Here is a 13,877-nt window from a genome sequence, read left to right as displayed (position 1 = left end):
TTATTCTCCTTGATTATCGATATGTTTTTGAACTGATTTTAGTTTATCGTTCATTTTACGTGATTTATCGCGTCTATCATCTATACGTAGGTTTGTGCAAACTCTATCAATACCTTTATTAAACGGCAATTCATGGATTGCCTGTACTACTTCAAATAAGTCTTTTAAATCCCCTTCGATTAGAGTATTCATTGGAGTTAATTGATAATCAATTTTTCCTTCTTGTTTAAAACTTTCTAATTTCATTTGTATCTCTGCAATATATTTACTAACACTTGGTCCTTCAGTTCCAACTGGAATAATAACTACATCAACAATAGCCATTATTTAACACCACCCTTTTCTAATATATATGTTTTAATTAGCCCTGCTGCACCAGTTATTCCTGCATCATTACCTAGTTGAGCTTGAACAATTTCAGTATCTTTTTGAGCGGGAGTGAATGTTAAGTTGTGGTACTCAGTTTTAATATTTTCGATTAAAATCAAACCAGCTGTTGACATACCTCCACCTAAAACGATGTATTTGGGATTGCTTGTTGCGCTAATAATACTACATAAATAAGCGATGTGGTTTGCCACTTTTTCAGTAATAAAGATACAGAATTGATCACCTGCTTTAGCGGCATCAAATACGGCTTTAGCTGTAACTTTATTGTCTTTTATTAACGGTAATATTGATGATTTGAACGTTAATTTTGGATAATAAAAATTAACCAAATTAACGACACCAGTAGCAGAAGCAACAGTTTCTATACAACCTGATTTACCACAATTACAATTAAAGCGTTGATCAAAATCAGTTCTGATGTGACCTATTTCTGCACCTGATCCATTATGACCATGGACAAGTTCACCATTAGAGATAATACCTCCACCTAAACCGGTACCTAATGTTATAGCAACTACATCGTCAGCACCTTGACCTGCACCTTTATGTTTTTCTCCTAATGCTGCTACATTAGCATCATTATCAACATACACAGGACAGTTAATAAATTCACTAAATATTTGTCGAACATTTACACTACCTGGCCAATGCAAATTAACTGCCCCATTAACAATGCCAGTTTCAAAATCAACAGGCCCTGGTACACCAATTCCAACACCAATGACATCATCAATTTCTAATTGGTGAGTTGAAAGTGTTTCGTTAAATGAATGATAGATATTCTTTAATAATGTTTTCCCCGTGTGGTCAGACGTATCTGTTTTTATAGACCATTTGTGTAGTTGTTCGAGTTCGCCATTGAATATTCCAAGTTTACAAGTTGTCCCACCAATATCTGCTGCTAAAATAATATCTTTCATTTATGCTCATTCCTTCTTTGGTTAATTAGTAAAATACATTTAAGGTATTCATCTTTAGATAATAGTTCGTAATGATATAATGATTTTATTTCTTGTAGCATCATTTCATACATATCGTTTGGATTTTTAAAATATATAATAAATCCATAACGCTTTAAAAGCTGTAATACATCATAGAAATTTTTAATTTCTCGATTCATTTGATTGATCCAACTCTTTTTTTAAATTTTTATAATCATTATCGTCAGAATTAATAGTTAAAGCTTTTTTTACATATTTGAGTGCTTTTTCATTATCATCAAGTGCTCTATTGGCAATTGCAAGTTCATAGTTTAAAAGACCAGAATTCGGATGGTTTTTTAAACCGCGTTCCCAATCCGCCATGCCCTCTGCTCTAGAACTTGTAGCTGCTGTTATAAGCCCCTTTAAATAATACGTTCGATCGTCATCATAACCTTTGTCAATTGTATGGTTTACAATTGAACTTGCCTCTTTATAATTATAGTCTAATATAGCATCCTCAATTAATTTATCATAAATATTTTCCTCTTTAATAGTAAAAATTCTTACCTGTAATGCAACAAACAAAACAAGCAATATAATTAAGAGAATCCAAAATAAATTACGATTGTTTGTGAAATAATAACCAATTAAAGTGATTAAAACACCACCAATAAATCCTCCTAGATGAGCCATAATATTAATATTAGACATAAATAATGATAAAACAATTAGCACTAATAATGCGATTAACATTTGACCAATTGTTTTTTTAGTATAGGTCTTACTTACAAACGTCATTGCAAAAATTGAGCCAATTAGCCCGAAAATAGCTCCGCTAGCACCTACAGATACAGTATGAAGATTAAATGATAGTGAAATAAAATTTCCGAGTAAACCAGAAATTACATAAATCCCTAACATTCTTAACGGGCCGACTATAGATTCGACTATCTTACCGAAAATAAATAATGACAGCATATTCATTAAAATGTGCTCAAAATTAAAGTGTAGAAACATGGATGTTATAAGTCGATACCATTCGCCATGAACGACGTTAAAGTGTACTAATCCACCTAAATCTAGTAATTTAACATCGGAAAAATGATTTAGATAAAGAATCATTATTAGCCATATCAAAACGTTGATTATGATTAACCCATATGTCATAGGTGTAAAACGCAACATATGTTTATCAATTGGGTTTTGTGACAATACACGTCGCTTATAGTAATTTGATAGTTTGTTATCTTGTCTAAACATTAATTTAGTTAATATATTATTATGAATCAATTTATTTAAATCATTGTTATTTGAAATACTCATGCTTTCTATTTTAATGGGACTAGAGTCAGCGGATTTGATATTATCAAATATTTGATCTGTGAAATAATAATATTTAACGCTTTTTAATTTAAAATTGAGGTCATCCTCATATTGTTGATAATTATCCAACATTTTAGCTTTATCAAACTGAATTTCTTGGTTAGAAGCGATATCTTTCCTAAATATCACTAGCTTGTTTTTCTTTTTATGTATAAGCCAAATTTCACTATCATTTTTATCAATATTTACAATGTGATAATTGTAATATTTTATAAAATAATAGATAGACTTCCAGAAGTATTTTTCTGTATCCATTAATTCCTCCAAAATTTAAGTATTGAAAATTATTAATTTTTCAACAGGTTGATCATGGGATTCGATATCAAACTGTGTTAATTGTAGGTCATAAATTAAACTAATAGTATTGGCATTTGAATCACTTAAGAAGCGATCATAATATCCTCCACCATAACCTATTCGATAACCATCATCTCTAAAAGCAACTCCAGGAACAACAATTAAATCTAATTGATCAGTAATTTCAGTGTCATCATTAACATATAATAAGCCTTTTTCATCTTTTTCAAGTCGGTTTAAAGATAATAGCTGTTTAAAATTCATTTCTTTTAATTTGTAGTTTGTATTAGGAACAAAGACTTTCTTATCATCAGATAACATCGTTTCGATGATGGGATAAGTATCTACTTCATGAGGCATAGATAAAACAATACCTATTCTTTTCGCGTTTTTATATTCAGTATTATTGATTAATTGATTCTTCAACCATGCGTCTGCACGAAGTTTGTGTTCTTTTTCTAATTGTTTCATTTGAGATAATATTTCTTTTCTAATCTCTTTTTTAGTCATAACATCCCCACTCTCTAAACACTATATATATTATAACGTTATTAAAAGATGATGTCATTTAGATGAAATAAAAAAGGAGCTAGACAGAATCCATTATGGATTCATAGTCTTGCCCCTTTAAGGATGACTTGAGCCGAAAAACGCAACTTTAGCGTTTAACTATCAAGTCGGCTACTGCAAATTAGCAATGTAGTCTTATAATATTATTTTTGAAACAAACTCTTTAGATGAGTTATTATTTAGTTTCACGGTGTAAAGTGTGTTTATTATCACGTGAACAATATTTTTTCATTTCAACACGTTCAGGATTAGTTCTTTTGTTTTTAGTAGAAATGTAGTTTCTATCTCCACATTCTGTACAAGCTAATGTTACATTTACGCGCATGTTAAATCCTCCTTACCTTTTCTAAATACGACTTTATAATCATACCACTTAGTTTAAAAATTGAAAAGTATTATTTTTGATGCTCTAAAAAATTTCAATTCATTAAAAATAAAATAGTTATTTTTTATCGTCAAAGTAATAATTAATTACATCTCTTCCTAGGTCTCCGCCATTTAACCATGGTGGTGGGACAGGTTGATTTGTATATACAATTGAGAATGATAATTTAGGATCTTTGATAGGTGCATAACCTATATATGTTGAATTAACTCTAGATTCACCGTCCTGGAATACTTCAGCAGTACCTGTTTTTCCTGCAGATGGTACTTTAGTTTTGTGGAAACTTGAATAACCTGTTCCATCTTGCTTATTGAATGCCATCTCAAACCCTTTTTGAACTTCATTAATTTCATCTTCAGAATTGTTTACTTTGTTTAATACATTACCTTTGATTTTTTGTTTAACAGGTCCTATGTCATCACTATTTGTAGCATCATGAATTGCTAATCCAATGTGCGGTTGGATTCTATAACCATCATTAGCTATTGTAGAAACGTACTGTGACAATTGAATTGGACTATATGTGTCATATTGACCAATTGATAAATCAAGATAATTGCCTGAATTGTTTGTTAATGGTTCAATTTGACCTATTGTTTCATTTGGTAAGTCAATACCTGTTTTAACTCCCAATCCGACTTGATTTAGCCCTTTTCTTAATTTCTGGCCAGCTTCACTTATATCTGTAGGTAAGCCCATTCCACTATAGTAAGGATCTCCGGCTAATTTAAGAGCAGTTTTAAACATATATACGTTTGAAGAGTGCATTAATGCTTCTTTATCATTAATTCTGACTTTATCATTTTTATTAAAGTATGAGCGTTTTGTTAATCCACCTTTAAAATGAAGTGGCTCATCTATCATTTCCTCGCCAACTTTAATCGCATTATTTTGATATCCAGCTAATAGGGTTCCACCTTTTACTGAAGAACCAACTGCAAATTGACCAGTAAAGTTTCCTAAATCATAATCTGTTAGCTTACCATTTTTATCGATTTGTTTTCCTGCCATAGCTAAAATATCGCCATTTTTAGGATTTTGCACTACAATAAGCGCGTTATCCATATCTTTAGCACCTTGACTGCGTAACGTCTTGATTTGATTTTCTAATAAAGATTCTACTTTTTTCTGTAAGTCTATATCAATTGTTAACTGTAAATCATCGCCTCTAGATCCAGGATTGATTACTTCAGAGTTTATGACTTTTCCAGATTTATCAGTAGTATATTTCATTTCTTTTTTCTTACCACGTAAAATATCTTCATATTGATATTCTAAATAAGATTTTCCAACTCTATCATTTCGAGAATAACCTTTAGCTAAATATTGTTCGGTCAATTCTTTAGGAATACCTTCACTTGATGTAGATACACTACCAAATATACTTCTTAATGTATCTCCATAAGGATAGCGTCGGTCCCAATCCATAGTTGTATTTACACCTGGAAGACTATCAAGTTGCTGTGACACTGCAGCATATTCTTTTTCACTTACATCCTCATTCTTAATTGTTTGCGGGTTCATGGTAGAACCAGCAGACATTTCACGATAAATTGCTAAAACTTGCAAGTCTTTTTTTGATAAACTATTAATTTGTTTGTCTCCAACTTTTTTATATAATTGTTTATCATATTGATCTTGGGTAATACTACCTTCATTTAACATTGAAGTTTCTTTTTTCATTAATTTGTCTACTTCATCTTGATGTTTCTGAATCCAAAAATCTTGTTTATCTCTTTCAGTAATTTTGTCAGTTTTCACAGTAATGAGAGAAGACAATTTTTTTGCAGTATCGAGCATATCTTTTTGACTTGTTTTCCTAGATCTTGTGTATGTAATCGTTAGTTTAGAAGCATTATCTACTAATACTTTTCCATTCCTATCAAGAATTCTTCCCCTAGGAACAGATTCATTTACAGTTATGTTTTCATCGTTTTTTACTAGTTGGCTATAATGGGAGCCTTGCGCAATTTGTAAATATCCTAACCTTAAAACTATAATTCCAAATATAACTACAATAGCACCAAACACAAAACTTATTCGTTTATTCATTGTGTGCTTTATTTTTTCATCATTAGACTTTTCCTTTAACCTTTTAAGCAAGATAACCTACCTCAATTATTAAACATGTTTACTCATAAATGATATATGAAAATTAAACATATTACCATCATTTTAATAAAAAAAGTGGCCTCTAATAGAGGCCACATGTTAATTAGGAAATATAGAATTATTTTGTTGCATTGTATAATTCGTCAACTTTTTCCCAGTTAACAACATTCCAGAAAGCACTAATATAATCTGGACGTTTGTTTTGATATTTAAGGTAATAAGCGTGTTCCCAAACATCTAAACCTAAGATAGGTGTTTTACCTTCAGTTAATGGGTTATCTTGGTTAGGTGTAGTAACAATTTCTAATTGACCATTGTTAACAACTAACCATGCCCAACCTGAACCGAAACGAGCTGCTGCTTTGTCAGCGAATTCTTTTTTGAATTCATCTAAAGAGCCCCATTGTTCTTTGATTTTATCAACAACAGTACCTTTTTCTACAGAATTAGGAGTTAATAATTCCCAGAATAATGAGTGATTTAAGTGTCCGCCACCATTATTACGAACAGCTGTTTGAATATCTTCAGGTACACTATCTAAGTTAGCAACAATTTCTTCAATTGATTTAGATTCAAGATCTGTTCCCTCAACTGCAGAATTTAATTTGGTAACATAAGTGTTGTGATGTTTGTCATGATGGATTTCCATAGTTTGTTTGTCAATGTGTGGTTCTAATGCATCTGCTGCATATGGTAAATTTGGTAATTCAAAAGCCATAATTAATCATCCTCCTAAAAATTCGTTACATTTATAATAACAAGTTATTAACTAAGCAACAAAATATTTGCTTGCAACTAATATTAATACGCTTATTATCAACTTACTTTTATAATATAACTCAAAATGATAACTTTTAAACATAATTACAGACTATAATTGGTTATTTTTAAATAATTCCTACTTTTGACCTATGTATATCAAAATTTTTTAATTACATTTAATTTTAAGATTGTTAAATTAAATTGAAATATGATTTATTTTCTATTCTGAAAATCTATTAATTCTTTAATGGGATTTTCAGTCGACTGACTCAAAAAAACTGAGAAAGCTACAATTAACACTTTCTCAGTTTAGATTGCTAATATATTTGCATTTTAGTCTTACAGTAATTCATTTTTAAATTATTTAAGTGTATGAGCAAAAACAATTGATATTTATAATTAAAAAAATTTATTTTGAGTTTTGTTTTTGACATTCTTCACACACGCCATAAACTTCTAGTTTATGGGTGTGAATATCTACATTAGGTAGATACACCTTTATTTGATCAATTGGGCAAAAATCAATGACTTTAGTATCACCACAATTTTCACAAATAAAGTGATGATGGTGATGATTCATACAAGCAATTCTAAATTTCATTTCACCATCTAATTCAGTACTCTCAATAATTTTTAAGTCTTTAAATAAATGTAAATTACGATAAATTGTATCGAAAGAGATACCTGGATAATCTTTGTCTAATTGTTGTTGAATATGTTTTGCATTAATGTATTTATCTTCTTTAACAAAAATATTAATCATATCTTCACGTTTCTTAGTATATTTCAAACCATTATCTTTTAAAATTTTAATTGCATCATTTGTATTCATAAGTTATTGCCCCTTTTTAAGTCTTACAATTGATTTTTGAAATAACATTGTAAGTCCTAATAATAAAACTAATAGTACTACAATAACACCACCTGGTGAAATATTCATATAAAATGCTAAAACAAGGCCCATTATAACTGAAAATTCGCCAATTATGACACTTAAAATGATTAATTGTTTGAAACCTTTAGTTATTCTCATTGCTATAGCAATGGGTAATGTTATTAATGCGCTGACTAAAAGTATGCCAACCACTCTCATTGAAGCAGAAATTACCATAGCCACGATAACTATAAATAAAAATTGAATCCATTTAGGAATATTTATAACTCTACTATATTCTTCGTCAAATGAAAGTATAAATAATTCTTTATAAAATAAAGTAATAAATAAAATAACGACAATTGCTATAACTACAACCGTTAATAAATCACTAAGACTGACCGCACTTATGGAACCAAATAGTAAACCTACTATTTCTTGGTTAAATCCATCTGCAAGAGAAATAAAAATGGCACTTAGTGCAATCCCTGCGCTCATAATAATTGGTATGGCAATCTCTTGATAGTTAGAATACGATGTTCTTAACTTTTCAATTAAAAGCGCACCTACAATAGCGAATAATATACCAAACCACATCGGATTAATAATAGCTAGTGCGGGTGACAAAGTTAGTACAAACATGCCAAATGAGATACCGCCTAGTGTAACATGGCTAAGCGCATCTGCAATCAAAGATAATCTTCTTACAACTATAAAAGCACCAATTAAAGGTGCAATAAATCCAATTAAAATACCACTAAGTAATGAATATCTCATGAAGTCGAAATTTAATAACGCTTCAATCATGGATATCACCACTTACTTGTTTAATTAATACATTCATTATGTTACTCCTAATATATTATATTTTAAACTTCACAACATTCTCTATTATGTTGATGATCTACAAATTTAATGGGGTGACCATAAATTTTAGAAATTTCAACTTCGTCTAGTTTTTTGAAGTCCTCGGTAGATCCATGGAAATGTAAATGTTTATTTAAGCATGCTACTTTTGTTGCTGTATCAGCTACAACGCCAATGTCATGTGTTACTAATATAATCGTTATACCTTCATCTTTTAATCTTTCAAGCGTTTCATAAAATTCGCTTACATGTTTTGCATCAATACCATTTGTAGGTTCATCTAAAACTAAGACAGAAGGATTGGAGATTAAAGCTCTCGCAATTAGTACACGCTGTTGTTGTCCGCCGGAAAGTTCTGCAATATTCTTGTTGATAAGATGATTAATATTTAATCTAGTTAAAACGTCATCGACAAGTGCTTCATCTTTTTTATTAAACTTTTGAAATAACTTCTTTGTTTTAGTAAGACCACTAAGTACCACTTCTTTAACACTAGCTGGAAATCCAGCATTAAAAGCTGTAGCTTTTTGTGATACGTAACTTATCTTTAAAGCAGATTGGTTTTGCTTTTTATATGATTTTCCATCTATATATATTTCGCCCTTTTGCAACGGAAGCAACCCTAATATGATTTTTAGTAAAGTAGACTTACCTGCTCCATTGGGACCTACAATTGCTAAAAATTCTCCTTTATTTATGTGTATATTAATATTTTCTAAAACTTGCTTATTATCAAATTGATAATCGATATTTTTTAATTCAAAAACAGGTTGATTCATTATTTCACCTCGTTTAATACTATACAATTAAGTTTAGAAGTTGTAAATAGTAATGTTTACGACTTGATTTAATAGATAATAAAATGGAGCGATACAGAATTATTGTAAAATTCATTGTATCACTCCTGAGAAAATTATTAAGTCTGTGAAGAGTTAAGGTTTAACGATTTTAAGGTTATATAGCTATTGTTTTATTACATCATAGCCTTAAATATTAATATTTGATTCAGCTTCCAATTAATAGTAATTATTGTTGAAGAATTTTATCTTTTAATTCTGAATCAAATTGTTGTGCTTTTAACATCTCTATTTCAAATTTATAAGGGGGTTTCTTATTTTTTTTATCTTTACCAACATAAGGTGTTTCTAAAATTTTAGAAATATCTTTGAAAACATCATGGTGTACTACATAATTTAATGCGTCAAATCCAATGTGACCGAATCCAATATTTTCGTGTCTATCTTTATGAGCACCTTGCTCATTTTTACTATCATTAACATGAACCACTTTTATTCGATCTAAGCCAATAATTTTATCAAATTCATTTAATACACCATCGAAATCCTCTTTAATATTATATCCAGCATCATGAGTGTGACATGTATCGAAACAGATTGATAATCGATCATTATGAGTAACCCCGTCAATAATTTGTGCGATTTCCTCAAAACTTCGTCCAACTTCAGATCCTTTTCCAGCCATAGTTTCTAGAGCGATACGCACATCATTATCATGAGTTAAAACTTCATTCAAACCTTTAATAATCTGTTGAATACCTTTATCAGCACCAGCGCCAACATGTGAACCAGGATGTAGAACAATATCTTTAGCACCTAAAGCTTGTGTTCGTTCAATTTCATTTTGAAGGAAATCTACCCCTAATTGAAAGACTTCCGGTTTTGTAGTGTTAGCGATGTTTATAATATATGGAGCATGGACGACTAAATTAGATAAACCATATTTATCCATGGCTTCATGTCCTTTATCGATATTTAAATCCTCTATGCTCTTTCTTCTTGTATTTTGAGGTGCACCAGTATAAATCATAAATGTAGACTCACCAAATTTGTGTGCTTCTTCTGCAGAACCTTCTAACATCTTTTTACCACTCATAGAAACATGTGACCCAAGTAACATTGCTTTCACCTAACCCTTTTTATTATTTTTTCGTTGTTGTCTATTTTGTCTTTTACTAAATTGTTTTCTTTCTTGTCTCTTCATTCTTTCGACTTCTTGTTTGAATTTCTTTTTATAACCTGGTTTGACTTTATTTTTAGTCTTACTTCGCACTTTATGTTTCACTTCGTTCGTTAAGTGATCGTCTTTTCTTACACGCTTACGTCGAGTATTATGTGCTTTAATTGGTGTTAATTCATTATTTTTCACATCAACATTTTCAAAATGGTAGCCTTTATCCTCAATTAGTGTGATTAAATGTTCTTCATCCGGACTATAAAGAGTTATTGCCACACCTTTATAATTACCTCTACCTGTTCTACCCACACGGTGTGTGAAGAAGTCAATATCTTTAGGTACGTCAAAATTAATAACATGACTAACGCCTTCAATGTCTATACCTCGAGAAGCTAAATCACTTGCGATAACAAATTGAAATTCTAAATTATGTATACGTTTCATTTGTTGCTTGCGTTCTCTAGGTGTTAAACCTCCGTGTATCATGCCAACTTTAATACCGGCTGCATTTAATGAATTAGCTAATTCATCCGCATTATCTCTACTATTACAAAATACAATACATAAGTACGGATTTAAAATATCAATTAATTGAAGTGTTTTATCTACTTTTTCAGTACCTTTAGTTGGAATTAGATAGAATTCGATATTTTTTTTATTTTGAGATTTAGAATCAACTTCTACATACTCAGGATTACTAAGATATTTATTTAAAAATGGTTGTAAGGATTTAGGTATAGTAGCACTGAAGACAGCTATATGTGCATTTTCATCTAGGCGAGATGCAATTAAATCTACATCTTCAATTAATCCTAAATCAATCATTAAATCAGCTTCATCCACAATAAGATAAGATGCTAAGTGCGCATGTAAATGACCACTTTGAGCTAAATCATTAATTCTAGTTGGTGTTCCTATTACTAATTGCGGTTGATTACTTGTACGCTGTCTATCTTTCTCTATATCTGTACCACCAATAAACAAACTAACTTTAACGCCCTGTTTAAAAGTAGCTAGATGGTTTGCTGCCTGATATAACTGTTGTGCTAATTCTCTTGTAGGAGCCACCACGATAGATTGAGGTTCTTTGTTTTCAACGTCTATTTTATCCATTAACGGTAATAAAAATGCATGAGATTTCCCTGTACCTGTTTGAGATTGACCTATTAAATTAACTCCTTTTTTAATTCTAGGAATTATTCTATTCTGAATTTCAGTTGGTTTTTCAAATTTTAAATCTTTAATTGCTTCTATAAGTTTTGAGTCTAAATTAAATAACTCAAATGGATGAGTTGCCATCGATTAGGCCTCCTTAAAATATTCAATTGATGTTGATTAAATTTTATTTAGCTATAATTGAATGGGTCTGTATTAATATTAGAAGCTTCAATTGGGAAGTTTACATTTTCAGTATTTAACCAATGCTTCAATAAATCTTTCAGTCCCTCTTTCATTACATATTCACTATAATGATTAATATCTAAAATGGTTATGCCGTTAGTCTGTGCATCTAGTGCATCATGGTGTTTAACATCCCCTGTTATAAAGATATCAGCACCCTTATTGAATGCAAGCGATTCAAATCCAATTCCAGAGCCACCAATGATTGCTACATTTCGAATGAGTTTATCAGAATCACCAGTATATCTAACACTAGGTATATCAAGCTGCTTTTTCACAAATTTCACAAATTCAGCTAATGGCATTGCTTCTTCCATATTACCGATTTTACCAAGTCCATAATTAGCAGTTTTAGTCATTTTAATAAAATCATAAACTGGCGTTTCATAAGGATGGTTGCTAATTATTGCTTTTTCAGCTAATTCATATTGACTATCTTTAATCATAAATTCAATTTTAACTTCGTTCACGTATTCAATATTGTTTATTTGACCTAAATATGGTTTAGCTTCACCTACAGGTTTGAACTGACCGCGGCCCTCAGATTCATAAAAACAATATTCATAATTACCTTCTTTTGCAAGTCCTACTAGATCAAGACTATTTTTAAAGTTTTCTATATCTTCCTTAGGTATATAAGTCTGAACTTTAAAATAGGTTTCATTTTCTTGTGTTAAAAATTGTATATTGTTCAACTTTAATTTATTAGCTAGCATTTGGTTTACACCATTAACGTGGTTATCAAGGTTCGTGTGTAAAGCAATGAGGTTAATATCATGACGAATAATTTTTTGAATTAATTGCCCATAACCATCATCAATAATTGATTTTACACCCTTAAAAATGAGTGGATGATGAGCGATAATCGTGTTGTAATCATTATCTATTGCTTGGTTAACAATTGCGTCGGTACAATCCAGTGTAGTTAAGATACCATTGATTTCAGATTCATTACTACCTATAAGTAATCCAACGTTGTCCCAACTTTCTGCTGTTTTGAGAGGAACGTGATTATCAATAATAGACATTAACTCTTTAATCTTCATTATTTAACACCTCAGTAATTAATGATATATCATTATCTATTTCTTTAAGTCTCTCATGATGTGATTCTGAATTCAATTGATTGCGAATATGTTTAAGTGCTTCTAATTCATGATTCCATTTCTTATAAAAAATTTCATTTTTCTTTTGTAATAGCTTAGGTCCAAATTTTAATTCTTTATTATTCAAATTATCACTAGTCGTATTGTATTCAGCTACAACTATTTCGTAAATATGTCCTTTTTCTTCCATAATAATCTCATCAACAATGTGATAGTTGATAGACATTAAAGTATATCTTAACGCTTCAGTCTGAATGTTACTTTGCAGAACTAGTCTAGGACCTTGAACTAGATGCTCTTTTCCTTCTTTCAATATTTTAGCAATTAGTGGACCGCCCATACCACAAATAGTTATATTCTGTATTGATTCGTTTTTGCTTAAAACACTCAATCCATCCCCTAATCGAACATCAATTACATCATTAAGTTGATTTACTAATACATTTTTTCTTGCTGCTTCATATGGACCTTTAATAACTTCCCCAGCAATAGCACTAGAGATTAAATTATTTTGAATCGCATAAATTGGAAGATATGCATGGTCAGAACCAATGTCAGCCAATTTTCCAGGAACAAGGTAATTGCAAACAGAAGTTAATCTTTGATTTAAAGTTATCATAGGTATCTCCTTTACTATAAAAAGAGACTGGGACAAAGTTAAGTGTCTCAGCCTAAAATTCTCTTTAGCTCAATGTAGTAACGTTTAAAATGGAATTGAATTATCATGGTAGATAATAGAATCATTAATTAGTAAATGCTACAAACTAACTAATAAATTAATTGAAATGAATATTTCAAAATTTTAAACGATAAGTACTCTATGAGCATTGAAA

At 30.3% G+C, this 13,877-nt stretch carries 14 protein-coding genes and 1 pseudogene; all 15 read right to left on the bottom strand.

Annotation, left to right across the window (positions count from 1 at the left end; all coding sequences use genetic code 11):
• The gene (locus tag SBL16_RS04475) at nt 1-324 is read right to left on the bottom strand and encodes an MTH1187 family thiamine-binding protein (RefSeq protein ID WP_011275666.1); all 324 of its coding nucleotides are present in this window, start codon (nt 322-324) and stop codon (nt 1-3) included.
• Nucleotides 324-1,310, bottom strand: coding sequence for an ROK family glucokinase (locus SBL16_RS04470; protein ID WP_107612069.1), 987 nt, complete (start codon nt 1,308-1,310; stop codon nt 324-326). The genes SBL16_RS04475 and SBL16_RS04470 overlap by 1 nt, the downstream gene beginning before the upstream one ends.
• Nucleotides 1,307-1,510: a YqgQ family protein gene (locus SBL16_RS04465; protein WP_037536577.1), complete on the bottom strand. Its 204-nt coding sequence runs from the start codon at nt 1,508-1,510 to the stop codon at nt 1,307-1,309. Before SBL16_RS04465 ends, SBL16_RS04470 begins: the two co-directional genes overlap by 4 nt.
• Complete coding sequence (locus tag SBL16_RS04460) at nt 1,494-2,951, bottom strand: rhomboid family intramembrane serine protease (protein WP_317952915.1); 1,458 nt, start codon at nt 2,949-2,951, stop codon at nt 1,494-1,496. The genes SBL16_RS04465 and SBL16_RS04460 overlap by 17 nt, the downstream gene beginning before the upstream one ends.
• 15 nt (nt 2,952-2,966) lie before the next feature.
• Nucleotides 2,967-3,503, bottom strand: a complete 537-nt coding sequence (locus tag SBL16_RS04455; protein WP_107612071.1) for a 5-formyltetrahydrofolate cyclo-ligase — start codon at nt 3,501-3,503, stop codon at nt 2,967-2,969.
• Between the two features lie 235 nt (nt 3,504-3,738).
• Nucleotides 3,739-3,888, bottom strand: coding sequence for a 50S ribosomal protein L33 (gene rpmG / locus SBL16_RS04450; protein WP_011275661.1), 150 nt, complete (start codon nt 3,886-3,888; stop codon nt 3,739-3,741).
• 117 nt (nt 3,889-4,005) lie between these two features.
• Nucleotides 4,006-6,051 (bottom strand): peptidoglycan D,D-transpeptidase FtsI family protein, encoded by a 2,046-nt coding sequence (locus SBL16_RS04445; protein ID WP_107612072.1) that lies wholly within the window; start codon nt 6,049-6,051, stop codon nt 4,006-4,008.
• A 127-nt stretch (nt 6,052-6,178) separates the two neighbouring features.
• Nucleotides 6,179-6,778: a superoxide dismutase gene (locus SBL16_RS04440; RefSeq protein WP_107612073.1), complete on the bottom strand. Its 600-nt coding sequence runs from the start codon at nt 6,776-6,778 to the stop codon at nt 6,179-6,181.
• Nucleotides 6,779-7,231: 453 nt separating this feature from the next.
• Nucleotides 7,232-7,654, bottom strand: coding sequence for a Fur family transcriptional regulator (locus SBL16_RS04435; protein WP_011275658.1), 423 nt, complete (start codon nt 7,652-7,654; stop codon nt 7,232-7,234).
• Nucleotides 7,641-8,503: pseudogene (locus SBL16_RS04430) on the bottom strand (metal ABC transporter permease). The gene SBL16_RS04435 and the pseudogene SBL16_RS04430 overlap by 14 nt, the downstream one beginning before the upstream one ends.
• Before the next feature lie 62 nt (nt 8,504-8,565).
• Entirely contained in the window at nt 8,566-9,342 is a 777-nt protein-coding gene (locus SBL16_RS04425; protein ID WP_037536591.1) for a metal ABC transporter ATP-binding protein, read from the bottom strand.
• Between the two features lie 247 nt (nt 9,343-9,589).
• On the bottom strand, nt 9,590-10,480 hold the full coding sequence (locus SBL16_RS04420) for a deoxyribonuclease IV (RefSeq protein ID WP_317952910.1): 891 nt from the start codon (nt 10,478-10,480) through the stop codon (nt 9,590-9,592).
• A 9-nt stretch (nt 10,481-10,489) separates the two neighbouring features.
• Complete coding sequence (locus SBL16_RS04415) at nt 10,490-11,836, bottom strand: DEAD/DEAH box helicase (protein ID WP_107612076.1); 1,347 nt, start codon at nt 11,834-11,836, stop codon at nt 10,490-10,492.
• Nucleotides 11,837-11,883: 47 nt separating this feature from the next.
• Nucleotides 11,884-12,984, bottom strand: a complete 1,101-nt coding sequence (locus SBL16_RS04410; protein WP_107612077.1) for a Nif3-like dinuclear metal center hexameric protein — start codon at nt 12,982-12,984, stop codon at nt 11,884-11,886.
• The gene (locus tag SBL16_RS04405) at nt 12,974-13,663 is read right to left on the bottom strand and encodes a tRNA (adenine(22)-N(1))-methyltransferase (protein ID WP_107612078.1); all 690 of its coding nucleotides are present in this window, start codon (nt 13,661-13,663) and stop codon (nt 12,974-12,976) included. Before SBL16_RS04405 ends, SBL16_RS04410 begins: the two co-directional genes overlap by 11 nt.
• Nucleotides 13,664-13,877 lie beyond the last annotated feature (214 nt).

It is taken from the genome of Staphylococcus sp. NWU MK-U1 (genome assembly GCF_033283505.1).
GTDB classification, from domain to species: Bacteria; Bacillota; Bacilli; order Staphylococcales; family Staphylococcaceae; genus Staphylococcus; species Staphylococcus haemolyticus.
This window is presented reverse-complemented; position numbering and strand designations above follow the sequence as displayed.

What these genes read in the sequence shown, in the direction of transcription:
- SBL16_RS04475 (WP_011275666.1), bottom strand. Translation starts at nt 324, where the DNA reads ATGGCTATTGTTGATGTAGTTATTATTCCAGTTGGAACTGAAGGACCA.
- SBL16_RS04470 (WP_107612069.1), bottom strand. Translation starts at nt 1,310, where the DNA reads ATGAAAGATATTATTTTAGCAGCAGATATTGGTGGGACAACTTGTAAA.
- SBL16_RS04465 (WP_037536577.1), bottom strand. Translation starts at nt 1,510, where the DNA reads ATGAATCGAGAAATTAAAAATTTCTATGATGTATTACAGCTTTTAAAG.
- SBL16_RS04460 (WP_317952915.1), bottom strand. Translation starts at nt 2,951, where the DNA reads ATGGATACAGAAAAATACTTCTGGAAGTCTATCTATTATTTTATAAAA.
- SBL16_RS04455 (WP_107612071.1), bottom strand. Translation starts at nt 3,503, where the DNA reads ATGACTAAAAAAGAGATTAGAAAAGAAATATTATCTCAAATGAAACAA.
- rpmG (WP_011275661.1), bottom strand. Translation starts at nt 3,888, where the DNA reads ATGCGCGTAAATGTAACATTAGCTTGTACAGAATGTGGAGATAGAAAC.
- SBL16_RS04440 (WP_107612073.1), bottom strand. Translation starts at nt 6,778, where the DNA reads ATGGCTTTTGAATTACCAAATTTACCATATGCAGCAGATGCATTAGAA.
- SBL16_RS04435 (WP_011275658.1), bottom strand. Translation starts at nt 7,654, where the DNA reads ATGAATACAAATGATGCAATTAAAATTTTAAAAGATAATGGTTTGAAA.
- SBL16_RS04425 (WP_037536591.1), bottom strand. Translation starts at nt 9,342, where the DNA reads ATGAATCAACCTGTTTTTGAATTAAAAAATATCGATTATCAATTTGAT.
- SBL16_RS04420 (WP_317952910.1), bottom strand. Translation starts at nt 10,480, where the DNA reads ATGTTACTTGGGTCACATGTTTCTATGAGTGGTAAAAAGATGTTAGAA.
- SBL16_RS04415 (WP_107612076.1), bottom strand. Translation starts at nt 11,836, where the DNA reads ATGGCAACTCATCCATTTGAGTTATTTAATTTAGACTCAAAACTTATA.
- SBL16_RS04410 (WP_107612077.1), bottom strand. Translation starts at nt 12,984, where the DNA reads ATGAAGATTAAAGAGTTAATGTCTATTATTGATAATCACGTTCCTCTC.
- SBL16_RS04405 (WP_107612078.1), bottom strand. Translation starts at nt 13,663, where the DNA reads ATGATAACTTTAAATCAAAGATTAACTTCTGTTTGCAATTACCTTGTT.